Below are 24808 nucleotides of genomic sequence, written 5' to 3'. Positions count from 1 at the left end.
ACCCCTCCCTAACCCTCCCCTTGAAGAGAGAAGGGGAGGGAACAGAGAAAGCAAAAACACCAGCCGAGGCTGGTGTTTTTAGTGGCGCTGTATGAAAAAATAAGCTTCGTAAGTTAAGCCTGTGCTTTCTTGAACGCTTTGATCAGTGCTTGGGTAGAAGCATCCAGTGCGCTGTTGTCGCTGTCACTAACAAGGCGGTTGAAGATGTCGGTGCCCAATACTTTGCCTAGTTCTACGCCCCATTGGTCGAATGAGTTGATGCCCCAAATCGTGCCTTGTACAAACGTACGGTGCTCGTATAGGGCGATCAATGCACCCACTGTGGCGGGTGTCATTTTGTCGGTCAGTAGGGTGTTGCTGGGGCGGTTGCCCTTGATCACTTTGTGCGGTGCAATTTTGGCGACTTGATCAGTGGTTGCGCCTGCATCGCGAAGTTCTTGCTCTGCTTGCTCAAGGGTTTTACCGACCATCAAGGCTTGTGATTGGCTTAGGCAGTTAGCAAACAGTTGTGTGTGGTGCTCGCCAATTGGGTTGTGAGACGCCAATGGTGCGATAAAGTCCACAGGCACAAGGCGTGTGCCTTGATGCAATAACTGGTGGTAAGCGTGTTGGCCGTTGGTGCCAGCGCCGCCCCAGATGATTGGGCCTGTGTCGGTTTCTACGCCGTCACCATTCAATAGATTCGCTTTACCGTTACTTTCCATATCAAGCTGCTGAATGTGAGCTGGCATGGCGCGTAGGTAATGATCGTAAGGAATCAAAGCGTGAGTTTGTGCATTGTGGAAGTTGATGTACCACACGCCAAGTGCGCCCATGATGACAGGGAGGTTTTCTTCGAATGGTGCAGTGCGAAAATGCTCATCCATTTGGTGAGCGCCGTCTAGCAATTCGTAGAAGTTGTCCATGCCAACGGCAATGGCTACTGGTAAGCCAATCGCTGACCAAAGAGAGTAGCGTCCACCAACCCAATCCCACATTGGGAAGATGTTTTCTTTCGCCATACCAAAGGCAACGGCTTTTTTGACGTTCGAGCTAACAGCCGCGAAGTGTTTGCTTACTGACGCTTCAGAACCGCCGTGGCTTAGGAACCAATCACGTGCTGCGTTGGCGTTAGATAAGGTTTCTAATGTGCCGAAGGTTTTCGATGAGATAACAAAAACGGTGGTTTCTGGGTTCAACTGTTTTAGCTTGCCGGTAATATCAGAACCATCGATGTTCGCCACAAAATGTACTTTGATGTCGTCTTTTTTGTACGGTGTCAGAGCCTCTGCAACCACTTTTGGCCCAAGGTAAGAGCCGCCAATGCCGATAGAAACTACATCCGTAATGGTTTTTCCGGTATGGCCTTTCCATTCGCCACTGTGCAGTTGGGCAACAAATTTTTCCATTTGTTTTAGTGTGGCACGAACTTCTTCTAAGACGTTAACACCATCCACCATGAGCGATTCTTGAGCTTGGCTAGCGCGAAGGGCGATGTGCAAGACAGAGCGGTCTTCTGTGTTGTTGATGTGCGCGCCGCTGAACATGCCTTTGATGGTATCTTCTAGTCCTGCTTCTTTCACGAGGTCTGTGAGTAGGGACAGGGTTTTTTCGTTGGCGCGGTTTTTGGCGTAATCAAGAGTCCAGCCTGCCGCGTGAGTGGTGTATTTCTCGGCACGTTTTGGGTCCGCTTCAAACAAGGATTTCATCTCAATAGAGTTCATTTCTTGTTGATGGTCGGCCAGCTTTTTCCAAGTGGTTAATTCTGTGGGTGAGCGCATTACAATCTCCCTCGGTCTTAAGGTGAATTAGGCAAGTTCTACACGCAAGTTATCGATCAAGCGTGCGCTGCCTAGGTATGCCGCAGCCAAAATGACTAGGCTTTTCTCTTCCTCTGACGGTGTTTGCAAATTATCTTGTGCGCGGATTTCGAAATAATCACGACGGAATCCAGCCGCTTCAAGCTTCTGTAGAGCTTGTTCGCGGATGTCCTCGTGACTCGCACTGTTTGTTATGAGGGCTTCTTTCGCCCATAACAAGGTTTGGTACATCGTCGGTGCGATGTGCCTTTCTTCTTCGGTTAAATAGCCATTACGTGAACTCATCGCCAGGCCGTCGTCATTGCGCGCGGTGTCGATGCCGATCACTCGTACGTTAGAGCTTAGATCTCGAACCATGTCCTCAATGACTTTTAATTGCTGAAAGTCTTTGTTGCCGAATATGGCACAGTCTGGCTGAACAATGTTAAACAATTTAGTCACTACGGTAGAGACGCCAACAAAATGCCCTGGGCGTGATGCGCCACAAAGGATATCGGATAGGCCGATGACTTCAATTTGAGTTTGGCTGCGTTTGCCATCTGGGTACATTTCTAGGGCATCGGGTGCAAATAGATAATGACAGCCATTTGCTTGTAAGACGCGTTTGTCTTCTTCAAGCGTTTTTGGGTAGCGTTCTAAATCTTCGTTTGCAGAGAACTGCATTGGGTTAACAAAGATCGAGGAAACGATCACGTCGCCTTCTTCGGTGGCGCGGCGAATCAGTGACATGTGTCCGTCATGCAAGTTGCCCATGGTTGGCACAAAAATAATACTTTTGTCTTGTAGTCGCTCTATTTTTAGCGCAGCACGAAGTTCGGCGATGGTGTGAAAAGTTTTCATTGTTTGAATCCGTGCTCTGGTCCTGGGAATGTCGCGTCTTTGACTTCTTTTACATAGGCCTCAAAGGCTTCTGTGACATTGCGACCATCGGTTAAGAAATTTTTGACGAATTTTGGTGTGTGGCCTAAGTTAATGCCGAGCATGTCGTGCATTACCAAGACTTGGCCGTCAGTGTGGTGTCCAGCGCCTATGCCTATGGTCGGCACAGGAACGGCGTCGGTTAGTATTTTACCCAGTTCGGTTGGAATACATTCGTAAAGCAAGATGTCGGCGCCTGCTTCAACCAGTTCAAGAGATTCTTTCAATAATAAATCAGCGGCTTCTTGGCTTTTGCCTTGGACTTTATAACCGCCAAATTTATGCACAGACTGAGGAGTTAGTCCTAAGTGGGCGCACACTGGAATGCCGCGCTGGCTTAGTAATCTAATCGTGTCGGCAAGCCAACTGCCGCCTTCTAGTTTGACCATGCTTGCACCGGCTTGCATGAGCTTTGCCGCGTTATCGAGTGCTTGCTCAGGTTTGCTGTAACTCATGAATGACATGTCGGCGAGGATGAAGGCGTTGGTGTTGCCTCGCTTTACGGCCGCTGTGTGATAGCACATGTCTTCAATAGAGACGGGAAGCGTGCTGTCTTGGCCTTGTATGACCATGCCTAAAGAATCACCAACCAGAATGGTTTCAACGCCAGCGACATTCATGACATTGGTGAATGACGCGTCATAGGATGTGAGGCAAGTGATTTTTTCTTTATCAATTTTCATTTTTTTGAGGGTAGATAAAGTAACTGGCTTGGTAAGCTTTCTTTGTGAGTTATCTGAATACATAGTTTATTCTTCTTTGATAAGAACCAAATCGCTGGTATCAAGTTGGTGTAACTGCTCGGTAACGGTTTTGCCATTTTCTAAGCGCATCTTAGGGGCAAGGTCGTTGAGTGGTTTGATGACAAACCCTCTTTCTAGCATGTGGGTATGCGGTACCGTTAGTCGAGGTAATTGTATTTTTTCTGACCCGTACAATAACAGATCTAAATCAAGTGTGCGTGGCCCCCAATGTCGTTCTCTTACTCGGCGTTGGGCCTGTTCTATGCTTTGTAATATGTCTAGTAGAGCAATAGGGGTTAGGTCGGTTTCGAATGATGCGACGGCATTAATGTAGTCTGGTTGATCTTGAGGACCAACGGGCTTGCTGCCGTAAATAGAAGAAACACGCAAAGCGTTTAAGCGATCGTGCTTTTTTAGGGTTTCAATGGCGCGATCAAGTTGCGCCATTGGGTTGTCAAGATTGCTGCCGAGGCCGATATAAGCTTGTATCACAGCGCATCCTCTTATTCGTCAGATGTTTCGCTTGGCGCACTTGCACTTGTGCTATTGCCATTACTTTTTCTGCGGCGCCGTGGGCGGCGTTTTTTTGGGCCTTCGCTGTCTTTAGTGAACGAGTCTATGCTCTTAATCAGATCTCTTTGCTGGCTTTCTGTGCCATGCTGGAATTTCTCCCACCAATCGCCCAGTCCATCTAAGTTGGTTCCGCTTAGTTCACGAATTAGTAAAAAGTCGAAACCCGCGCGAAAGCGAGGATGTTCAAGCAATAGAAATGCGCGTTTACCGTAGCGTTTTGGTAGTCGGTACTGCATATCCCAGATTTCACGCATTGGTGTTGAAAATCGTCGTGGAATGGCGGTCGATGCGACTTGATTGTCTAATACCATATTTGCAGCTTGGTGCAGTGCGGGTGTCGCAGGCATACCTTGCGCTTGAAACTCCTCATGACGAAGCGCGACGCTTGGCCACAGTAGTACAGCGTATAAAAAGTAAGGTGCTGTCGTTTTTCCGCTTTGGATGCGATCGTCTGTGTTTTTTAGGCCTTGAAGGATAAAGGCTTCTGGATCAATATCATCGCGTTTCCAGCCGCTTTTAAGTAAAGCGTCAGTGTCGGGAAATAAGTAACGAAATAGACCATATTGGCGGAGCAAAGCAAAGGTTTGGATACCGTTGCCGCTGCCCATGAGTTTTAAAACTTCTTCGAAAAGGCGCGCTGGCGGAATATGGTCTAGCAGGTGCGCCATTTCTTTGATCGGTGCCGCTGTTTTCGCTTCAAGTTCAAAACCGAGCTTTCCGGCGAAGCGAATTGCACGCAACATACGCACAGGATCTTCTTGATAGCGCTGACGAGCGTCACCAATAATACGGATTTGCTTGTCTTCTATGTCTTTTAGGCCACCGCAGTAATCGTGAATACTGAAATCTTGAACATTGTAATACAGTGCGTTAAAAGTGAAATCGCGGCGTTCTGCGTCTTCTTCAATACTCCCGTACACGTTGTCGCGTAATACAATGCCATGGGCAGACCGCGCGGAGTCTTTACCTTTTAGAGATTCTTGTGACTGCTGCTTTTCGCTGTCATCGTCTTGCGATGCGCCTGCTCTAAACGTAGAGACTTCAATAATTTCACGGCCAAAGGTCACATGAACCAATTTGAACCGACGACCAATGAGTCTTGAGTTAGAAAAAATGGTGTGAACTTCTTCGGGTGTCGCGTTGGTTACGACATCAAAGTCTTTTGGTTCAATACCGATGAGGTGGTCTCGAACGCAGCCGCCGACAAGGTAAGCGTCATAGCCAGCTTTGTTTAGGCGATATAATACTTTTACGGCATTGGGGCTTAAATTTTGGCGAGATAAGCTGTGATCGCTGCGAGGGATGATAATAGGGTAAGTCTGAGCCTGTGGTGAGGCAAACAGAGAGGTAGCTTTACGTACCAGAGATTTTAATCCTGTAAGCATTAGACAACAAATTTTTAAGTTAACGATAAAGACATTCTACACGTGATGGACTTAAAGTTACACGAATAATGGTCATGTATGAGGTAATATGAACTAATTTGGTGTGTTGAGGTAGAAGAGAATATGAAGCGATTAATTATTTACTGATCAGTAAATAAAATAATCGCTTTGGATACATGAAGATACTAGTTCCGAAAACAAAGTGGGTGCTGCTTCTGCAGTTCTACTCAGGTTTTATTTTTATTATTGCATCGTTTTCATCGCCCTAAGGCTTGTATATCTAAAAAGATCAATTATCCAAAGCGATTTTCCATCCATGACCTCAAATTTTATTTTTATTTGAAGAGGTCACAGTGTTCCTAGTTGTTATTTTTATTGTTAAGAACCTACATACGACGATTAACTTATTTTTATTCTTGGTCAATCTTATTATCGTTGTACCATCTATAAGGCATTTGTTGTGCCAAAAACAATAAAGTGCTGATTTTGTTAAGGTTTGAGAAAGTGCTGTACACTTTTTTTACAATATTGCGTTATTTATTTGGGTATTTTGGTATCAAGTGTTACTTTTCTGTTGTTACTTTTTTGGGTATGGCGAGTTTTTGTCGCCTTTCCCATAGACTTTTTCTTGATATGCCCAAAGAATGTGCAAGCTGTGTTTCCGTCATCTTGTGTTGGTGCGAGAGCACAAAATGTTTGAAGTAATCGTCTAGCGTTGTCCCCACCACGTTTTTGCCATCGGCGTCTGACACGAGTGAGTGGTTTGTCATGTTGCTTGGGGGTTGCTGACTGGCAAGTTTAAGGTTGGCCGCTTCTATTTTTTCAGGAGGACTGAGAATAACGGCTCTTTCTATGGCGTTTTCAAGCTCTCGTACGTTGCCGGGCCAGGGGTGTGAGCGAATGGCTTTATCGAAGGTTCGGGTGTAGTTATAAACTGGTCTGTTATGCTTCTGACAAGCCTTTTCTAGTAAAATTTCCGCCAACATGGATATATCGTCCCCTCTGTCTCTTAATGGTGGTAGCAGAAGTTCCATGACATAGAGGCGATAGTATAGATCTTCTCGAAAAAGCCCTTGTTGGATCATGTCGGTTAAATTTCTATGGGTTGCTGTAATTAATCGAATATCTACCTTGGTTGATTGAGTGGCACCCACTTTACGTATTTCGCCTTCTTGAAGTACGCGTAATAGTCTTGCTTGTGCTTCTAGTGGTAGTTCGCCTATCTCATCGAGAAATAAGGTGCCTTTGTCAGCGGCGTAAATTAGGCCGTCATGGGAGGAGTTGGCGCCGGTAAATGCGCCCTTCTCATGACCGAAAAGCTCTGATTCAATGAGGTTTTCGGGGATGGCGGCACAGTTAACGCTGATGATGGGGTGATCGTGACGCTGACTTAAGTTGTGCAGTGCTTTGGCGACCAGTTCTTTACCTGTTCCAGACTCGCCGCGAATCAATACCGTTACGTCGGTTCCTGCTATTTTTCTCATATCGCTAAATAAGCTTTGCATTGGAGGGCATTGCCCAATAATTCCGCTTCCTTGCGTGCCGAGCGTTAATTTTTCGTCTTTTGCTGTGTTGGAAAAATACACCTGTGGCGTTTGGTCTTGGGTGGTGGCAGGATCAGGGGAGGCGTTTTGTTCTAGTGCATTTACGACGTGTTTGAGTAGCGTTTCAGAATCAGTTGGCAGAGGGAGGTAGTACGCTGCTCCCTGCGCCATACTGTTGATTCCTATGCTAAGGCTAGGCTTTGCATCAAGAATAATGCGACGCGAGGCGCTAGGGAGCTCTGTGCTGATGGCCTCTATATGATTGATAGCTTCTTGGTCAATAAGGAGTAGGTGAAACTCAGACAGTTCATAGTATTTATTGGCTTGTTCTAATGTGTTACTGATATTTACTTGAAAGCCATACCGAGATAGCCACTTTTCGGACTCTTTCAGTAGGGAATTATCTGGGCAAATGATCATAATGCTGTGCATGAATTGTCACCTCTTGTAACTAGTGTAACGATTATACACACAGATGCTTGCTGGTCGAGATGTACCGATACTGAATTTTATGAAGTACAGGAAGGTGGTTTAGATGAAGTGTAGATCTTGTTCTTCTAAAGGCAGGTGTTTCATTTCCTTCAGTTTGTTTGGATCCCATGCCTTAATAGCTAATGATAATGCCTCAGCGATGGAGAGTGGTGATACAAGGTCGATCTTTAGATAATGCAACGCGCGCAGTAGTGTTGGTAAATTATTGTTTTGAATCGGCTTGGCGTGATTTTGTTTGCTTATCTTATCGCCTGAGTGATTGGTGATAAGAGGGATATGGCAGATGCTTGGCGGCGTCCATCCAAACAAATGATAAAGATGGAGTTGTTGAGCGGTGGTATCGATTAAATCTGCGCCTCTGACGAGGTGAGTTATGTTTTGCTGGTGATCGTCGATTACCACAGCGAGTTGATAAGAAAAATAGCCATCTTTTCTTTTTAGCACGGGGCAATTGTTTTTCAAATCGTCAGTAAAGTGCAGTGTGCCCTGAATGCTGTCTTGGCATTGATAAGTCGTCAGGCTGGTTTTTAATCGCCATGAGTGTGGCTGGTCTAGCGAACTTTCGCATACGAACGGGTGATTGCCCTTATGTTGAGCGAGAGATTGGCGTGTGCAGTTGCATGGAAATATAGTCTGCTGTTTTCTGAGTACAGACAGTAGCTGTTCATACATTTCAGTATGCTGGCTTTGAACTCGAACCGTTTCGTCAGAAAATAGGTGGTAACTATTTAGGGTATCAGTGATTTGCTTGGAAAAACTGGTTCTACAGCGTGTTCCATCAACATCTTCGATGCGAATGATCCACTTACCGTGATGTTTTTTTGCATCCAAATAACTCGCTAATGCACTGACTAGCGAGCCAAAATGGAGAGGGCCGGTTGGCGAAGGAGCAAAGCGGCCGCGATAGAGGTTATGCATCGGGCTGGCGTGGTTAGACACTGCGGTTAAGCACTGAACATCAGCCGCCGATTTGTCTCTCTTTGATCTCAGCCAGTGTTTTGCAATCAATACACATGGTAGCTGTTGGGCGAGCTTCTAAGCGGCGAATGCCGATTTCGATGCCACACTCTTCACAGTAGCCATAATCGTCTGCATCAATTAACTCTACAGTCTGAGAGATTTTTTTAACCAGTTTACGTTCGCGATCTCGAGCGCGAAGTTCTAGGCTAAATTCTTCCTCTTGGCTGGCCCTATCGTTTGGATCAGCATAGTTCACAGCCTCTTCTTTAAGGTGGTGAACAGTACGGTCAACCTCTTCCATAAGGTTTTGTTTCCAGTTGAGTAGGATGCTCTTAAAGTGCGCCAACTGGTTCTCGTTCATGTATTCTTCGCCATCCTTAGCAACATAAGGAGTGAAGTCTTTCATTAATGAATCAGGGTTCATTTTTGGCATACGCATTGCCTCACTTCGCAGGTTTCCATTGTGGTAACCTGTAAACGATAAAATTAGGTGGTTTATTTTCGGCCGGAAACTTACCAGATAATGTGATGGTTAACCACATTTTTTACGCGAAATGTTACGATTTTTTTGAATTAGGTAGAGAAAGCGGGATGAAAAAACACAAATTGGCAGAAAGAGTTGGGCAAATAGCCCCTTTTCAAGTGATGGCGATTCTGGCGCGGGCGAAAGAGTTGGCGTCACAGGGTGAGGATGTTATCCACCTTGAAATAGGGGAACCTGACTTTGTTGCGGTAGAGGACGTTGCAGACGCCGGAGTGTTGGCGATTCAGCAGGGCAAAACGGGGTATACCTCTGCTACAGGCTTGCCTGAGCTGAAATGTGCTATTAGTGATTATTATCGTACTCGTTATCAGGTTGAGGTGTCGCCGGAACGAATTATTGTCACGCCTGGTGCATCGGGGGCTTTGTTGTTAATGGCGTCGCTCATGGTGAACCCTAATGAAGATGTTCTGATGCCCGATCCTTGTTACCCCTGCAATCGCCATTTTCTCATTCAAGCTGGCGCGAAAGCTAAGCTGGTTGAAACTAACGCTTCTAGTGGCTTTGAAATGGATTTGAGTGTCTTAGCGGATAATTGGAGTGATAGTACTGCAGGGCTTTGGCTTGCTTCGCCCTCTAATCCAACTGGCGCGGTGTTAAGCAAAGCTTATATTTCTGAGGCATGGGAAAAAGTTCGTGAGCTTGGTGGTCATTTATTGGTGGACGAAATCTATCAAGGTTTGGTTTATGAAGGTGAAGACTTTTCGGCGCTCTCTATTGCTGACGATATTTTTGTTATTAATAGTTTTTCTAAGTATTTTGCGATGACAGGGTGGCGATTGGGTTGGTTGGTTGTGCCGGAATGGGCTATTGAAGGCGCCACAAAACTTGCTCAGAATTTGTATATTTCTGCACCAAGTGTGTCTCAACACGCGGCGGTTTGTGCTTTTACGCCAGAGGTGCTTGCTGAGTGTGAAGTGCGCCGTCAAACGCTGAATGCTCGCAGACTTATTCTGCTTGAAGGTTTGCAGGAGATTGGGTTGCCTGTTGTAGCGCCCGCGCACGGCGCATTTTATGTCTATGTGGATGTGTCGGGAGTCACTCAGGATGCCATGGCTTGGTGTTTGGCATTGCTTGAAAAAGAGAAAGTGGCGTTAACACCAGGTGCCGACTTTGGTATCAAGGATGCGCATAAATATGTGCGCTTTGCTTACACCTGTGATGGCCCTAGGTTACAAGAAGCCTTGGCGAGGATTGCTCGTTTTATGGTTTCTTGATTGAGGTAAGGCGTATTGGTTAACCTCTGCGCCTTACTAATATTATGCCAGCTAATAAACAGATGAGGATGGGAATGCTGACACCGATGATCGGTGGGAAATTAACAGCGACACTCATTCTTCCAAATAGGTTTAGCGCATTTTGAAATGCCAAGCCGATAATAACCCCTGAAAATATGCGACCGCCCATAGTGGATGATCTCAGAGGCCCGAAGACGCTCGACAGTGCGACGAGAACAAGAGCTAAGGATGCGACTGGCCGCAGGGCGGTGATCCAAAACTCTAATTCATATTGCGAGGCATCGAGTTTTTGCTGGCGCAAGTACTGTTGATAGCTCATTAGTTGACTAAGGGACAATGTATCGGGCTCTTGAGAAGCAAGAAATAGGTGTTCTGGCTTGATGCTCACATTCCACTCTGCGTGTTTCATTTTGTTTGTTTCAATATGATCTGGCGTGAATATAGTCTGGGTTACACCATTGAGTTGCCATAATGAGCCTTCGACATGTTGTGCGCTGGTGGCTTTTATTATGTATTTTAATTGCTGTTCGTTTGGTGAGAAAATTTGTATTCCGTACAGCTTTCCTGTGGCGTCGGCGGCGTCTATGTAAACAAAATCGCTATCGGCCTTTAGCCATACCCCGCCAGTGAGAGAAAAGGTATCACTTTCTTGACCTTGAAATTTTTCGATTAAATTGGCTTTTTGTTCAGCCATCGGCGCCACAAACTCAGAGATCCCCATGCCTAATAAAGAAACCACCAAAATTGGTTGGCAGGCCGCGAAGCCGATGCGCCAAATTGGCATGCCTGCGGCTCGCATGACGGTGAGTTCTGAAGTCGCAGCAAGTGTGCCTAAGCCCATTAATGTGCCTATGAGTGATGCAATGGGAATGTACTCTGCTAGCTTTCCGGGTAGGCGATACATGATAACTTGTAGTAAGGATTGAATCGTGTAGGTGTCGCTTACTTTTTTGATCTGCTCAATAAATGTCAGGGCAAAATCTAACCCGAGCAGTACTACCGCGACAATTAAGCATGCCCATAGAACGCTACTGGCAATGTATTTATCTATTTTACTCATATCCGTTACTCATTTGAGTCTGTGACTTCGGGAAGTCTGGCTTTACGACGCTCAAAGACTTGATTGTATTGAATGAACAGTGCCGCCGCGATAAGCGCAAAGACGCCATGAATCCACCACAGGCCGAGTTGAATGGGGAGTTTGCCTTTTTCTAGACTTGTTCGCCCCCAAATTAGAAGGGCGATGTAGAGAATCATTAAAATAATAGCGGGTAACATTTTAAAGAAACGGCCTTGTCTTGGGTTAACTTGGCTAAGTGACAGCCCAATAATGGCAAGAATCGGAATGACGACAACCAGTGAAATTCGCCATTGCAGCTCTACTTTGTCTAAAAGGGCTGTGCTTTTGATTAGGCTTAATGTGCTTTTGGTATAAGGCTCGTCTATGGCGCTGTTGTCTTTGCTTGCCATGCGCACTGCATAGGTATCGAATTGGGTAATGCGATAATTCGCGGTCCCTGGTTTGCCTTCGTAGCGGGTGCCATTTTTGAAAATGAGGTAGTTTTGATTGCCTTCCGAGCTGACGCGTATTTGTTCTGCGTAGGCGGCGAATGTTTGTGTTGGAATACTAACGTTTTTTTTGCGAACCACATCCGATAAAAATATTTGGTTCATCCAGCCTTCATTTGGCGTGAAACTGTCTATGTGAATGGTGCGCTGTCCATTGCCTTCAAATCGACCGGGAACAAGAAAGTCAAAGGCAGACAGTTGGTTTTGTTCCTGTGAGGCTTCTGCTGCACGGTATTCGCTGAAAGGGGCTAGCCAAAAATTAATTGATGCGCTGGTGAGGCTGATGATACAGGCAATTCCTAGCGTATAACCCGCAAGCTTTATTTTACTAACGCCACTTGAAAACAACACCGACATTTCGTTTTCTATGTATAGGCGCCCAAAAGCCAGCAAGAGAGAGAGGAAAAAAGCCAGAGGCAAAATCATTTGGATGAAGCTAGGAATGTGATAGCCAAGGATAACGAATAAAAATTCAAAGGTCATTTTGCCTTCGGCAATACGCCCTAAATAGTTGGAAAATCGACCGCTTAGAATAACGAGTAGTAGTATTAGCGTTACACCAGCTGTTGACACTAGCACTTCTTTCGCTAAGTATCTGAATAGTCTCAAGGTCACCTCTGGATGAATATTGCTTTTTAAGCGTAGAGTTGATTACACATCTAAAGCCCCCATTATCTCGTGGTAAGAAGGACATTATCCAGTTTTTTTTAAAAGTTATTTTTTGAGGGTTTTTTCATGAATATGGCGCTATTTGATCGCTTATCCACAGTGCAAGCTGATTTGCTTGTTGTATTTGTTCCTAGCGAAGGGGATTTTTCTGAATCCACCGCTTGGGTAGATGAAAATGCCAATGGGCAGGTCTCCCAATTGCGCGAAACCAGCGTATTTAAAGCGGGCGTTGCGCAGACATTGTTATTACCAGGTGTGACGCAAGACTTTGCTCAGGCGGTATTGTTGGTCGGTATAGGTAAAGAAGTACAGTTGAGCGATATGAACGCTCGCAAGGTGATCGCGGCGGTTGTGGCTCAAATCAAAGGGTTGCCGTTTGCTACTGTTGCTGTTGCCACAACAGGGTTGGTATTGAAGAATCGTTCACAAAGCGATGCGCTGGCCTTGGTTGCCCAGTGGCTGAATGAGGGTTTTTACAATTTCCTTGGCTTCAAAATGGACGATGCAGAGAAAGCCACTAAAGTGACCGCTTTGTTGTTGGAAGGCACGGACGAAGCGGCGATGACAATCGGTACGGCAACCGCGAGTGGTTCTGCCTTTGCGCGTCAACTTGGTAACCTGCCAGGTAACGTGTGCACACCAAGCTATTTGGCATCTCAGGCTCAGCAGTTGGGTGAAGAGTATGGCATTGGCGTTGAGTTGCTAGACGAAACTAAAATGGGTGACTTAGGCATGCATTGTCTATTGTCTGTGGGGCGTGGAAGCGATCAGCCAAGTTATTTGATCGTGATGAACTACCGCGGCGGTGAAGAAGGCGATGCACCACATGTTCTACTAGGCAAAGGTATCACATTTGATACGGGTGGTATTTCCCTGAAGCCTGGCCCAAAAATGGACGAAATGAAGTACGACATGTGTGGCGCAGCCAGTGTGTTCGGTACCATGAAAACCATTTGTGAGCTAAAACCTAAATTGAACTTTACCGCTGTGATTGCGGCCGCAGAAAATATGCCAAGCAGTCGTGCGACTAAGCCTGGTGATATTGTGAAGACGATGTCTGGTCAAACGGTAGAAATTTTGAATACCGACGCAGAAGGTCGATTGGTGTTGTGTGATGCCTTGACTTATATCGAGTGCTTCAAGCCTAAATCGGTTGTGGATATTGCAACATTGACCGGCGCGTGCGTGGTTGCGCTAGGCAGCGTGAATTCTGGTATGTACGCCAATAACGATGCGTTGGCAACTGAGCTGAAGGTTGCAAGTCAGACGGCAGCTGATAAAATTTGGCAAATGCCGTTAGACGAAGAATACCAGCAGCAATTGGACAGTAACTTTGCGGATATCGCCAATATTGGTGGTCCTGAAGCCGGTTCTGTTACCGCTGCGTGTTTCTTATCTCGTTTTACGGAATCTTATCCTTGGGCGCATTTGGATATTGCTGGTACGGCATGGACGGGCGGCGCGGCGAAAGGAGCAAGTGGTCGGCCTGTTGCTCTACTAACGCGTTATTTGTTAGGTAAAGTTTCTTAATTATTAAGGGTCAAGTGACTGAATTTTTTAGTCACAAATAACCTTTTCTTAAAAAGCAGTGATAATTTTTATCGCTGCTTTTTTATTGCTGTTTTAGTAGGAAAGCGAGTCCGATCAAAGTGTTATTTCTATCTCTGCGGTGTTGAGTGTTTTGTCTACGCTGGATGGGGTAGACTTTTAGGTTTTTCAGTGCGAAAGTTGAGGGCTATGAATGATTGGTTGAACAATAATATATGTTTAATCGTTGTATTTTGTTTTCTTAATATTGGTTTTTCCTATGTCAGATTTAGCCACTCATCATGATGATGGTATTTTCGAGCCAGATGAAGAAACATTGATGTCTGCTTTGCGTAATCAAGATGACATTCCAATTTTGATGGATATTGTCGCCGATCAAACGCCTTTTTCTGCTGGTCAGGAAATGCATTTGGCGCAGTCTTTTGATGGTTCTCAAGCTCGAAACGAAAGTGAGCAAGATGAAGATGCTCAAGTCGAGGCGGTTGCACCCGCGGACATACTTACTTCATCCAATGTATCGCAAGAACTTATTGCCAAAACAATCGCTGGCGTACTTGAAAAGCGTTTACCAGAGTTGGTGTTAGAAGTGATGCAAGCGTTGCACGAGGCTGGCGCTATGACGAAAAAGAGTAAATAAGCCATTAACAGTTAGTTATCAGACTGCTTCTCTCGCTGATGGCTTAATTGTGCACGTGTTGTTCTTTATCTTGTTATGACACGTTATAATTCCCTAAATTCAAATTGACCGCTACATAAGAGCTTTAAGACACCATAATGGAAAAGACCTACCAACCTCAGAGTATTGAACAGCCTATTTATAAACGTTGGGAAGAGGGTGGCTATTTCACCCCTCAAGGCAACGGTTCTCCTTTCTCTATCATGATTCCACCACCGAACGTCACGGGTAGTTTACACATGGGGCATGCTTTTCAGCATACCTTAATGGACGCCATGATTCGTCGTGAGCGAATGAAAGGCAGCCGAACTTTATGGCAGCCTGGTAGTGATCACGCTGGTATCGCGACACAAATGGTGGTTGAGCGACAATTGGCGGCTCAGAATGTTACCCGTCATGATCTTGGTCGCGAGAAATTCCTCGAAAAAGTATGGGAATGGAAGGACCAATCTGGCGGTACTATTTCCGATCAAATGCGCGTATTGGGCGACTCTGTGGCATGGGATAAAGAGCGTTTCACAATGGATCCCGGCATGTCTGCTGCCGTTCAGGAAGTGTTCGTTCGTCTTTATGATGAAGGCATTATTTATCGTGGCCAGCGTCTCGTAAATTGGGACCCAGTGCTACACACGGCGATTTCTGATTTGGAAGTTATCTCGGAAGAAGAAAACGGCTTCATGTGGTATTTCCGCTATCCATTGGCAGACGGTGTGAAAACGGCCGATGGTAAGGATCACATTGTTGTTGCAACAACACGCCCAGAAACCATGTTTGGTGATGCTGCTGTGGCGGTTGCACCAGACGATGAACGCTTCACGGATCTTGTTGGTAAGTTCGTTGATCTGCCATTGGTTGGTCGTCGCATTCCTATCGTTGCTGATGAATACGTAGATAAAGAGTTTGGTACTGGTTGTGTGAAAATTACTCCCGCTCATGACTTTAATGATTATGAAGTGGGCAAGCGTCATGACATGCCGTTGATTAATATCTTAACGGACGATGCGGCGATCAATGATGACGCACCTGAAAAATACCGCGGCATGGATCGTTTTGATGCACGTAAAGCGGTGGTAGCCGATTTTGACGCGCTAGGATTACTGGAAAAGATTGCGGATCATAAGTTGAAAGTGCCACGTGGTGAGCGTGGTAATACAGTCATTGAGCCTTATTTGACGCAGCAATGGTACGTTGCTGTTGAAAGCCTAGTGAAGCCGGCGATGGAAGCGGTTGAAAATGGCGACATTCAATTTGTGCCTAAGCAATGGGAAAATACCTATTTTGCTTGGATGCGTGATCTTAATGATTGGTGTATCTCTCGTCAGCTTTGGTGGGGGCATCAGATTCCTGCTTGGTACGATGTTGATGGTAAATTCTATGTAGGCAAAGACGAAGCGGAAGTGCGGACGAAATACAGTCTTGCCGCGGACGTTGAGCTGACTCAAGATGAAGACGTATTGGATACGTGGTTCTCTTCTGCGCTATGGACCTTTGCAACACAAGGTTGGCCAGAAGAAACTCAAGACTTTGCAGAATTTAGTGAGTCTGATGTATTGGTAACGGGTTTTGATATTATTTTCTTCTGGGTGGCCAGAATGATCATGATGACGTTGAAGTTTACCGATAAAGTACCGTTCAAAACGGTTTACATTACGGGTCTTATTCGTGATGAACGTGGCGACAAAATGTCTAAATCCAAAGGGAATGTTATTGATCCGCTGGATTTAATTAACGGCATTGATATTGAGTCTTTGGTTAGCAAGCGTACTACTGGCATGATGCAGCCGCGTTTGGCGGCGAAAGTGGAGAAAAATACGCGCGAAACTTATCCTGAAGGAATTCAGGCTTATGGTACCGATGCGCTACGCTTCACACTTTGCTCTTTGGCATCCGGTGGGCGTGATATCAAGTTCGATCTTAATCGTCTAGAAGGTTACCGCAACTTCTGTAACAAGATTTGGAACGCGACGCGTTATGTCTTGATGAACACAGACGATCAGGACTGTGGCCAAAATGGTGCAGAAGTAGAATTGTCTCTTGCTGATAAATGGATTATCTCTCGCTTGCAACATGCGGAAGATGCAGTGAATCGCGCTTTCGATACCCACCGTTTTGATTTGGCAGCACAGGCGCTTTACGAGTTTATGTGGCACGAATACTGTGATTGGTATTTGGAATTGTCTAAGCCAGTACTTTGGGATGAGAACGCAACGGCCGCTCAGTTAACGGGTACTCGCCGTACTTTGGTGCGTGTACTAGAGGCTTTCTTGCGCTTGGCTCATCCAATGATGCCTTTCCTAACCGAAGAAATTTGGCAGCGAGTGAAGCCTCTGGCAGGCGTTGAAGGTGAGACGATTATGTTGGCTCAATATCCAGCAGCCGATGACAGTAAAAAAGACGTTCAGGCTGAAGCTGATGTTGAGTGGTTAAAAGGGGTGATTGAAGGCATTCGTAATATTCGCGGTGAAATGAATATATCGCCTGCTAAGCCATTGACTGTTTTGTGTCGCAATGGTTCAGAGCAAGATAAAGCGCGTCTTGATGCCAATTTAACCTTCCTACAAACCTTAGCGAAGTTGGATACTGTCACTTGGCTGGAAGTTGGAGATGACGCGCCTATGTCAGCAACAGCATTGGTTGGCGATATGGAAGTATTGGTGCCAATGGCGGGTTTGATTGATAAAGATGCTGAGCTGGCTCGCTTGCAAAAAGAAATTGATAAAACGTCCAAAGAACTACAGCGCATACAAGGCAAACTTTCTAATGACAGCTTTGTGGCGAAAGCGCCAGCAGAAGTGGTCGAAAAAGAACGTTCTAAATGTGATGATTTGCAGTTGGCAGTGAACAAGCTAGAAGAGCAAAAAATTCGTATTGAATCTTTGTAAATAAATAGAAGTCAGAAATCATTTTAGGTTTCTGGCTTCACGCTTACTTTAATAAAAATAAAAAAAGAGGCGCAATGGTTATGGAACGATTAACGGGAAAGGTTAAATGGTTTAATGACGCGAAAGGCGTTGGCTTTATTAAGCGAGTAGAAGGCAGCGATGCTTTTGTTCATTACAAATCGATTGCCTGTGATGGTCATAAAACGCTTAGAAAGGGGCAATCGGTTAGTTTCCTTTTGTCAGAAACGGATTTTGGCGTTCAAGCGATTGATGTTCAACTAGAGAAAGAGGCGCAAATTGCATCCTCTGGCTCTAATCAGTATCTCGAGCAGGCTTAGTTTAAGCAGACTCTTTTAGCATTTTGTGTGCAAGTTTAACAAAGTCTACAGGTGTGAGAATGCCGACGAGTTTGTCGTTTTGAATGACGGGTAAGCATCCATACTTGTTTTCAATGAAGAACTCGGCAGCCATGCTTAATTCTGTTTCAGGGCTAATGGTTAAGATGTCCTTGTTCATGGCGTTGGCAATCGGCGTTTGTTGTTCTTTTTTGGATATGTGTTGCGTGCCAAATTGGCTAACTAGGTGAAATGCATGACGTAAGTATTCACGCTGGGTTAGCATGCCTACGCATTCTCCCTCATCGTTGATGATGGGGATGTTTCTAATGTTTTTTTCGTGCATCAATGCTTTGGCTTTCGCTAAAGAATCATTTTCCCTTAATGTGATTAAATCTGTTGTCATTAGATCTGCCACTGTATTCATAAACAGAACTCCTTTTATTTATCATTGCGTTAGATTTTAGTGTAGAGCGGATTATGCATTAAAGGCAATTATGTATTAAATGCAAAATAGTCGCCTTGAGGTAAATCAAGAATGAAAGATCAATACTGGATGGAACGGGCGCTTGAATTGGCTGCGAAAGCGGCGTCTGAAAATGAAATCCCAGTGGGTGCCATTATTGTGTTGAACGATGAGGTCATTGGCGAGGGTTATAATGCTCCAATTTCTCTTTGTGACCCGACGGCGCATGCAGAAATTCAAGCGATTCGCATGGCATGTCAAAAAATGAAGAACTATCGATTACCTGGTGCAACTTTATATGTGACGTTGGAGCCATGTTCTATGTGTGCAGGAGCAATGATTCATGCCCGAATTGATCGCGTTGTTTATGCAGCGATGGAGCCTAAAAGTGGTGTTGTTGAAAGTCAGGGGTGTTTTTTTGAGGCACCGTTCCTTAATCATAAAGTGAATGTTGAATCCGGCGTATTGGCGGAAACGGCATCTGCTCAGCTGACGCAATTCTTCCAATACCGCCGTGAGCAGAAAAAGAAACTTAAGGAACGGGCAAAAAAGGCGATTTAGGCAGTTTATTCGTTCATTTTGTGTAGAAAATTCATACTCTGCTGGCCTCTATTTGCTTCATTGATTTAAAATACCCGCACCATTTCCCCAAAACTACCAAGTGAGGCAATACTCAACATGCTAACTCTGCATGGTTCCGCTGCGCTATCGGCGTTTCGCAAGGCAAAGTTATTAGCCAATATGCAATCATCTGTCGCTACTGTTACAGATGTCGATGCTCAATTTCTCCATTTTGTGGAGCTGGCTGATAATCAAACGCTTACTGTTGAACAGGAAACTGTTTTACAACGTGTTTTGGCCTACGGTCCTAAATCCTCCCAAGTCAGTTCATCGGATCAAAGTGTTTTAGTGGTTCCTCGTTTAGGAACGATTTCACCTTGGTCATCGAAAGCAACCGATATCCTTCATAACTGTGGCCTTGCGGCCGTATCTCGCGTTGAACGTGGCGTGGAATACTTTATTCATAGCTCTGAACCATTAACGCTTGAAGCGTTAGATTTGTTGTCGGTGATGTTGCATGACCGCATGACAGAAAGCGTGCTTTCGGCATTAAGCGACGCTTCTGATATGTTTTCTCATGCAGAGCCTGCACCTATGACGAGTGTTGATGTGCTTGGTGGTGGACGATCTGCGTTGGTTGAGGCAAACCAAACACTAGGTCTCGCTCTTGCTGAAGATGAAATTGATTATCTTGTTGAGTCTTTTGTTGAGCTTGGACGTAACCCAATTGACATCGAGTTGATGATGTTTGCTCAGGCAAACTCAGAGCATTGTCGTCATAAAATTTTTAATGCGTCTTGGACTATTGATGGCGAAGAGCAAGAGCGTTCTTTGTTCAAAATGATCAAGAACACACACGAACACAATCCTGATGGGACCTTGTCTGCTTATAAAGACAATGCTGCGGTCATGGAGGGTAATTTTGCGGGACGTTTTTTTCCAGCGCCGGGCTCTTGTGAATACAATTTCAGCCAGGAAAACATCGATATTCTGATGAAGGTTGAAACTCACAACCATCCGACGGCCATTTCACCTTTTTCAGGTGCGGCAACGGGTTCTGGTGGTGAGATTCGTGATGAAGGTGCGACAGGTATCGGCTCAAAACCAAAGGCAGGTTTGAGTGGTTACACGGTCTCTGACCTTAAAATCCCTGGTTTTGAACAACCTTGGGAAAGTTATTATGGCAAACCGTCTCGTATCGTGACGCCTTTGGATATCATGATCGAAGGTCCTATTGGTGGTGCGGCGTTTAACAACGAATTTGGTCGCCCAAACTTATTAGGTTACTTCCGTACTTACGAACAAAAAATCCAAGGCGCTTCTCAAGAAGAAGTGCGCGGTTACCATAAGCCCATTATGTTGGCGGGTGGTTTGGGGAATATTCGTCGTGAGCATGTTGAGAAAAAAGAAATTAAAGTTGGCGCTAAGCTGATCGTGCTTGGCGGACCAGCCATGCTGATTGGTCTTGGTGGCGGTGCTGCGTCTTCTATGGCGTCTGCTGATGGCAACGAAGATCTTGATTTCGCGTCTGTACAGCGTGGTAATCCAGAGATGGAGCGTCGTTGTCAGGAAGTGATCGACCGTTGTTGGCAGCTTGGTGACAATAACCCAATTAGCTTTATCCACGATGTGGGTGCTGGTGGTTTGTCCAACGCATTACCTGAGCTAGTAAAAGACGGTGAGCGTGGTGGTAGTTTCGATTTGCGTAAGGTGCTTAACGATGAGCCTGGCATGTCACCGTTAGAAATCTGGTGTAACGAATCGCAAGAGCGTTACGTGATGGCGGTTTCTCCAGATCGTGTCGCAGAGTTTACGGCTATTTGTGAGCGTGAGCGTTGTCCTTTTGCCATTGTCGGTGAAGCCAAAGAAGAAATGCATTTAGAAGTCGCCGATGAGCACTTCGATAATAAGCCTGTTGATTTGCCAATGTCTGTTTTGTTTGGCAAGGCGCCTAAGATGCATCGTGAAGCGACTAAAGCGATTATTGCAGGGGATGATTTCACTGCTGTTGATGTGGATCTTGCTGATGCGGCAAATCGTGTATTGAGCTTACCAACCGTGGCGAGCAAGAACTTCTTGATCACCATTGGTGACCGTTCGATTACCGGTATGGTGGCTCGTGATCAAATGGTCGGGCCTTGGCAAGTACCTGTGGCGGATGTTGCTGTGACAACGTCATCGTTAGACAGTTACACGGGCGAAGCCATGACTATGGGCGAACGTACGCCGATTGCTTTGCTTGATGCACCAGCGTCTGGTCGTATGGCGGTCGGTGAGGCGTTAACTAACTTAGCTGCTGCGCACATTACCAAACGTAGTCACATTAAGTTATCCGCAAACTGGATGGCGGCAGCAGGTCATGAAGGCGAAGACGAAAAGCTTTATCAAACTGTGAAAGCGGTAGGTATGGAGTTGTGTCCTGCATTGGATATTGCCATTCCGGTTGGTAAAGACTCTATGTCGATGAAAACAGTTTGGAAAGAAGACGGCGAAGAAAAAGCGGTAACGTCTCCATTGTCTTTGGTAATTACGGCGTTCGCACCGGTTTCTGATGTTCGTAAAATATTGACGCCAGAGCTTCAAAATAAAGCCGATACGCGTTTGTTGTTGATTGATTTGGGAGCAGGTCAGAATCGTCTTGGCGGTTCTGTTATTGCTCAGGTTTACAACAAGTTAGGTCAGCAAGTGCCTGATGTGGATGATGCTGCGACATTGGCTGGCTTTTTTGACACGACTCAAGCATTAAATGCGGAAGGTAAGTTGTTGGCATACCATGACCGTTCCGACGGCGGTGTGTTTGCGACCTTGACAGAAATGTCATTCGCGAGCCATTTGGGTCTTAATATTGATCTAGATGAAATCATCACAAGTCGTGCTCAACTGGCACCGGCTTTGTTCAGTGAAGAGCTTGGTGCGGTGGTTCAGGTGAATGAGTCTGATGTGTCTGACATTGTTGCGGCTTACGCAAAAGTAGGCGTTGCTGTTTCTTCTATTGCGACACTTTCTGGTGATGACTCTATCCGTGTGCGCTTTGCTGGTGAAACTGTTTTAGAAGAAACACGCATTAATTGGCAGCGTGTTTGGTCTGAAACGAGTTACCGTGTTCAGGCGTTGCGTGATAACCCAGAATCGGCACGACAAGAATTTGATAATTTGTTGGACGCAAAAGACCCAGGTTTATCGGCATCGGTGAACTTTGACCAAAACGAAGACATAGTGGCGGCATTTGTTGCGTCGGGTGTTAAGCCTAAAATCGCCGTATTGCGTGAGCAAGGTGTAAATGGTCAAGTCGAAATGGCAGCGGCATTTCACAAAGCGGGCTTCACACCAGTTGATGTCCACATGAGTGATATTTTGTCTGGCCGTACTAAATTGACTGATTTCAGTGGTTTGGTTGCTTGTGGCGGTTTCTCATACGGTGACGTATTAGGCGCTGGTGAAGGTTGGGCGAAGTCTATTCTTTTCAACCCAGTTGCACGCGAACAGTTTGAATCCTTCTTCAATCGCCCTGATACCTTCACGCTTGGTGTGTGTAATGGTTGTCAGATGTTGTCGAATCTTTATGAGTTAATTCTGGTGCAAGTCATTGGCCTAAGTTTATTCGTAACGAATCTGCACAGTTTGAGGCTCGTTTCGTACAAGTGGAAGTTCAGAAATCGAACTCTATTTTGCTGGCGGGAATGGAAGGTTCTCGTATGCCAATCGCGGTGGCGCATGGCGAGGGCCAAACCGAATACCGTGATGAGCAAGATATGGCAGCATTGGTGTCTTCTTCTCAGATCGCATTGCGTTATGTGGATAACTACGGTCAAGCGACCGAACGTTACCCATTTAACCCGAATGGTTCGGCGCAAGGTGTGACGGGATTAACGTCAGAAGATGGTCGAGTGACCATCATGATGCCTCACCCTGAGCGTGTTTATCGTACCGTTCAGCACAGCTGGCATCCAAGCGAATGGCAAGAGCAAGCGCCATGGTTGCGTTTGTTTCAAAACGCGAGAAAGTGGTTGGGTTAATATTTAGTTAACTATTGTTTTTTTAAAGCCCTCTAATCGAAAGGTTAGAGGGCTTTTTTGTTTTAAATGAGGTGCTTAATTAAAGTGTTAATACTGGCATCGGCGTATTTATTTCGTTCAAGGGCGTAATAGCGACCGATATTTCCTCTCTGTGTCGACAGTGCAATTAATTTCCCGTCCTTTAAATCATTCTTAATAAGTGCTTCTGGGCAAAGTGCTATTCCTTGTGCTGCAACAGTGGCCATTTTTAATAGGTGGAAGTCTTCATATAAAAGCTGGGTTGGTTTATTTAAAGTAAATCCTTGAAGAGCAAACCAATCTTTCCAGCTATGTCCCGTATGGTCATGTAGTAGGTCTGCTTCTAGTAAGTCTTTACTGGAAAAAAGTTGATGCGGCTTCATGTAAATGGGGCTGCAAACGGGGATGGTTTCGCCAGATAGAATTCTGGAACGTATATAAGGAGAGTGATCATCTTTTTCATGGCTACCAATGCGAAGGCTGTGTTCATCCAAGTAGTCTGGTGATGACGAGTGGTAATTAATGACAAGCTCGGAGTTGGGGTGTATTTCTTTAAATTTTAATAAGCGAGGGAGTAACCAAAATTCAATAAGTGAAGGTAGGCAATAAATCGTAATGGCGTTGATAGGGGTATTGGCTGGATCCGACAGTACTTGATCTATGTGATCAAAAGAGGCTGATAATTCAGAGGATAGTCGCTTTCCCTCAGGTGTAACTTTGAGTTGCCGGCCTGACTTATAAAATAAAGTAAACCCCAGCTGAGTTTCTAGTCGCTTAATTTGATGGCTAACAGCGGATTCTGTTAAATGCAGATGATCAGCGGTGCATTTTAAACTTTGAAAACGAACCGCTAAATGAAAGGTATGTAGTGCGGTATACGGGTGACCCATCATTAACTCACTTTAGTATTTGTCATGTATTTTTAAAAAATGTCATTTTATTTGAGTTTCCAGTTTCACTAGCCTAAGTCAAACATTAAATAAAATGGAGTCGGTGATGAGTAATGTAGAAGCAGCGTACAGAGCAGGCTCAGGATCAAAATTGTCTGTAGATGAGGTGTTTTATAATTCTTTAAAGGAGGGTGAGGCTAAGCGAACTTTGGTGGATACCATTAAAATTCCTATGCGTGCGGGAAAGGCTTGGAAAGTTCCTGCTGGTCATGTTTTTCGTATTCGTGTTTCAGAAGGACCACAAGTGGGAGACTTCAATATGTGGAACAAACATGATCCTCGTGAACGTATGTGGGTGTCTCGTAGTCGTCAATTGCAAAGAGCCCATGTCAGTACTCATGATCGTCTTTGGTCAACGCTTCCATTCCTTCGTCCAATGGTAACAATAATAGACGACAGTCTTGCGGATTATGGTCAAGATGCTGAGGGGGGGAGAGTTCATGATTTATTAGGGACACGCTGTGACCCTTATGTTAATAAGCTCTTAACAGGAGAAGATTTTGATTTTCATTGTCATTCAAATCTAGTGAGGGCGGTAATGCCTTTTGGGCTAACCGAGTTTGATGTGCATGATGTTTTAAATGTTTTTCAATGCACCGGTCTTAATGATGAGGACAAGTATTTCATGAAAGCTTGTCCTGCGAAGAAAGGAGATTATTTAGAGTTTTTTGCAGAGATAGATTTGTTGTGTGCTTTGTCGTGCTGCCCTGGTGGTGATTTATCTGTCGATTTGTGGGGTCCAGATGCCAAAGACCCATTGTCTACTTGCCACCCTTTAGAAGTTGAGATTTACAAACTAGAGCCTTCATCACTACAAGGGTGGGAGGGGCCGAAAAGCTCAGGTTATGTTGGTGGGCATGGACTTAGTTCTGCGAATGTAGATTGGGAAGCGATTAAAAAAGAGCTTTAATGATGGAGTATTGAT

The 24808-nt window shown here is 45.3% G+C and carries 19 protein-coding genes and 1 pseudogene; 8 read left to right on the top strand and 12 right to left on the bottom strand.

Annotated elements, in window-relative coordinates; translation table 11 throughout:
* Positions 1-113: 113 nt before the first annotated feature.
* From pgi to dksA, 8 genes are all read right to left on the bottom strand, one after another.
* Positions 114-1760, bottom strand: coding sequence for a glucose-6-phosphate isomerase (gene pgi / locus M3I01_RS15320; protein WP_255896780.1), 1647 nt, complete (start codon positions 1758-1760; stop codon positions 114-116).
* Positions 1761-1787: 27 nt separating this feature from the next.
* Entirely contained in the window at positions 1788-2639 is an 852-nt protein-coding gene (gene panC, locus M3I01_RS15315) for a pantoate--beta-alanine ligase (protein WP_255896779.1), read from the bottom strand.
* The gene (gene panB, locus M3I01_RS15310) at positions 2636-3463 is read right to left on the bottom strand and encodes a 3-methyl-2-oxobutanoate hydroxymethyltransferase (protein ID WP_112136143.1); all 828 of its coding nucleotides are present in this window, start codon (positions 3461-3463) and stop codon (positions 2636-2638) included. The genes panC and panB overlap by 4 nt, the downstream gene beginning before the upstream one ends.
* A gap of 3 nt (positions 3464-3466) precedes the next feature.
* Positions 3467-3949 carry a 2-amino-4-hydroxy-6-hydroxymethyldihydropteridine diphosphokinase gene (folK, locus tag M3I01_RS15305; RefSeq protein ID WP_255897208.1) on the bottom strand — a complete coding sequence of 161 codons (483 nt, stop codon included), beginning with the start codon at positions 3947-3949 and terminating at the stop codon, positions 3467-3469.
* Positions 3950-3963: 14 nt separating this feature from the next.
* On the bottom strand, positions 3964-5418 hold the full coding sequence (pcnB, locus tag M3I01_RS15300; protein ID WP_255896778.1) for a polynucleotide adenylyltransferase PcnB: 1455 nt from the start codon (positions 5416-5418) through the stop codon (positions 3964-3966).
* Between the two features lie 563 nt (positions 5419-5981).
* Entirely contained in the window at positions 5982-7394 is a 1413-nt protein-coding gene (locus M3I01_RS15295) for a sigma-54-dependent transcriptional regulator (protein WP_255896777.1), read from the bottom strand.
* 99 nt (positions 7395-7493) lie between these two features.
* Positions 7494-8372, bottom strand: coding sequence for a tRNA glutamyl-Q(34) synthetase GluQRS (gene gluQRS, locus M3I01_RS15290; RefSeq protein ID WP_275565171.1), 879 nt, complete (start codon positions 8370-8372; stop codon positions 7494-7496).
* A 40-nt stretch (positions 8373-8412) separates the two neighbouring features.
* A complete protein-coding gene (gene dksA / locus M3I01_RS15285; RefSeq protein WP_112141493.1) occupies positions 8413-8847 on the bottom strand; it encodes an RNA polymerase-binding protein DksA in 435 nt (144 codons plus the stop codon).
* 158 nt (positions 8848-9005) lie between these two features.
* Here dksA and M3I01_RS15280 point away from each other — a divergent pair, with 158 nt between their 5' ends.
* Complete coding sequence (locus M3I01_RS15280) at positions 9006-10172, top strand: aminotransferase class I/II-fold pyridoxal phosphate-dependent enzyme (protein ID WP_255896775.1); 1167 nt, start codon at positions 9006-9008, stop codon at positions 10170-10172.
* Between the two features lie 19 nt (positions 10173-10191).
* Here the strand turns inward: M3I01_RS15280 and lptG are convergent, their stop codons facing one another.
* Together lptG and lptF are read right to left on the bottom strand one after the other, a co-directional pair.
* Positions 10192-11253, bottom strand: a complete 1062-nt coding sequence (lptG, locus tag M3I01_RS15275; RefSeq protein WP_255896774.1) for an LPS export ABC transporter permease LptG — start codon at positions 11251-11253, stop codon at positions 10192-10194.
* Positions 11254-11258: 5 nt separating this feature from the next.
* Positions 11259-12335, bottom strand: a complete 1077-nt coding sequence (lptF, locus tag M3I01_RS15270) for an LPS export ABC transporter permease LptF (protein ID WP_394358985.1) — start codon at positions 12333-12335, stop codon at positions 11259-11261.
* A gap of 162 nt (positions 12336-12497) precedes the next feature.
* Here lptF and M3I01_RS15265 point away from each other — a divergent pair, with 162 nt between their 5' ends.
* The 4 genes from M3I01_RS15265 (at position 12498) to M3I01_RS15250 (ending at position 17875) form a co-directional block, all read left to right on the top strand.
* Positions 12498-13961 carry a leucyl aminopeptidase gene (locus tag M3I01_RS15265; protein ID WP_255896770.1) on the top strand — a complete coding sequence of 488 codons (1464 nt, stop codon included), beginning with the start codon at positions 12498-12500 and terminating at the stop codon, positions 13959-13961.
* A 277-nt stretch (positions 13962-14238) separates the two neighbouring features.
* A complete protein-coding gene (locus M3I01_RS15260) occupies positions 14239-14616 on the top strand; it encodes a hypothetical protein (RefSeq protein ID WP_255896768.1) in 378 nt (125 codons plus the stop codon).
* A 137-nt stretch (positions 14617-14753) separates the two neighbouring features.
* Entirely contained in the window at positions 14754-17537 is a 2784-nt protein-coding gene (locus M3I01_RS15255; protein WP_255896767.1) for a valine--tRNA ligase, read from the top strand.
* An 80-nt stretch (positions 17538-17617) separates the two neighbouring features.
* A complete protein-coding gene (locus M3I01_RS15250) occupies positions 17618-17875 on the top strand; it encodes a cold-shock protein (RefSeq protein WP_255896740.1) in 258 nt (85 codons plus the stop codon).
* Position 17876: 1 nt separating this feature from the next.
* Here M3I01_RS15250 and M3I01_RS15245 read toward each other — a convergent pair whose 3' ends face one another.
* Positions 17877-18299: a CBS domain-containing protein gene (locus tag M3I01_RS15245; protein WP_255896765.1), complete on the bottom strand. Its 423-nt coding sequence runs from the start codon at positions 18297-18299 to the stop codon at positions 17877-17879.
* Positions 18300-18410: 111 nt separating this feature from the next.
* On the opposite strand from M3I01_RS15245, the gene tadA reads away from it, so the two are divergent.
* Positions 18411-18899: a tRNA adenosine(34) deaminase TadA gene (gene tadA / locus M3I01_RS15240; protein WP_255896737.1), complete on the top strand. Its 489-nt coding sequence runs from the start codon at positions 18411-18413 to the stop codon at positions 18897-18899.
* A 117-nt stretch (positions 18900-19016) separates the two neighbouring features.
* A pseudogene (gene purL, locus M3I01_RS15235) lies at positions 19017-22915 on the top strand (phosphoribosylformylglycinamidine synthase).
* Positions 22916-22977: 62 nt separating this feature from the next.
* Here purL and M3I01_RS15230 read toward each other — a convergent pair.
* Positions 22978-23826 carry a LysR family transcriptional regulator gene (locus tag M3I01_RS15230; RefSeq protein ID WP_255896736.1) on the bottom strand — a complete coding sequence of 283 codons (849 nt, stop codon included), beginning with the start codon at positions 23824-23826 and terminating at the stop codon, positions 22978-22980.
* 103 nt (positions 23827-23929) lie between these two features.
* Between M3I01_RS15230 and M3I01_RS15225 the strand changes: the two genes are divergently transcribed.
* A complete protein-coding gene (locus M3I01_RS15225; RefSeq protein WP_275565167.1) occupies positions 23930-24793 on the top strand; it encodes an urea carboxylase-associated family protein in 864 nt (287 codons plus the stop codon).
* Positions 24794-24808 lie beyond the last annotated feature (15 nt).

It is taken from the genome of Marinomonas maritima (assembly GCF_024435075.2).
Lineage (GTDB): Bacteria > Pseudomonadota > Gammaproteobacteria > Pseudomonadales > Marinomonadaceae > Marinomonas > Marinomonas maritima.
The sequence above is the reverse complement of the archived record's forward strand: the minus strand, read 5'-3'. Positions and strand labels throughout refer to the sequence as shown.

What these genes read in the sequence shown, in the direction of transcription:
- pgi (WP_255896780.1), bottom strand. Translation starts at nt 1,760, where the DNA reads ATGCGCTCACCCACAGAATTAACCACTTGGAAAAAGCTGGCCGACCAT.
- panC (WP_255896779.1), bottom strand. Translation starts at nt 2,639, where the DNA reads ATGAAAACTTTTCACACCATCGCCGAACTTCGTGCTGCGCTAAAAATA.
- panB (WP_112136143.1), bottom strand. Translation starts at nt 3,463, where the DNA reads ATGTATTCAGATAACTCACAAAGAAAGCTTACCAAGCCAGTTACTTTA.
- pcnB (WP_255896778.1), bottom strand. Translation starts at nt 5,418, where the DNA reads ATGCTTACAGGATTAAAATCTCTGGTACGTAAAGCTACCTCTCTGTTT.
- M3I01_RS15295 (WP_255896777.1), bottom strand. Translation starts at nt 7,394, where the DNA reads ATGCACAGCATTATGATCATTTGCCCAGATAATTCCCTACTGAAAGAG.
- gluQRS (WP_275565171.1), bottom strand. Translation starts at nt 8,372, where the DNA reads ATGCATAACCTCTATCGCGGCCGCTTTGCTCCTTCGCCAACCGGCCCT.
- dksA (WP_112141493.1), bottom strand. Translation starts at nt 8,847, where the DNA reads ATGCCAAAAATGAACCCTGATTCATTAATGAAAGACTTCACTCCTTAT.
- M3I01_RS15280 (WP_255896775.1), top strand. Translation starts at nt 9,006, where the DNA reads ATGAAAAAACACAAATTGGCAGAAAGAGTTGGGCAAATAGCCCCTTTT.
- lptG (WP_255896774.1), bottom strand. Translation starts at nt 11,253, where the DNA reads ATGAGTAAAATAGATAAATACATTGCCAGTAGCGTTCTATGGGCATGC.
- M3I01_RS15265 (WP_255896770.1), top strand. Translation starts at nt 12,498, where the DNA reads ATGAATATGGCGCTATTTGATCGCTTATCCACAGTGCAAGCTGATTTG.
- M3I01_RS15260 (WP_255896768.1), top strand. Translation starts at nt 14,239, where the DNA reads ATGTCAGATTTAGCCACTCATCATGATGATGGTATTTTCGAGCCAGAT.
- M3I01_RS15255 (WP_255896767.1), top strand. Translation starts at nt 14,754, where the DNA reads ATGGAAAAGACCTACCAACCTCAGAGTATTGAACAGCCTATTTATAAA.
- M3I01_RS15250 (WP_255896740.1), top strand. Translation starts at nt 17,618, where the DNA reads ATGGAACGATTAACGGGAAAGGTTAAATGGTTTAATGACGCGAAAGGC.
- M3I01_RS15245 (WP_255896765.1), bottom strand. Translation starts at nt 18,299, where the DNA reads ATGAATACAGTGGCAGATCTAATGACAACAGATTTAATCACATTAAGG.
- tadA (WP_255896737.1), top strand. Translation starts at nt 18,411, where the DNA reads ATGAAAGATCAATACTGGATGGAACGGGCGCTTGAATTGGCTGCGAAA.
- M3I01_RS15230 (WP_255896736.1), bottom strand. Translation starts at nt 23,826, where the DNA reads ATGATGGGTCACCCGTATACCGCACTACATACCTTTCATTTAGCGGTT.
- M3I01_RS15225 (WP_275565167.1), top strand. Translation starts at nt 23,930, where the DNA reads ATGAGTAATGTAGAAGCAGCGTACAGAGCAGGCTCAGGATCAAAATTG.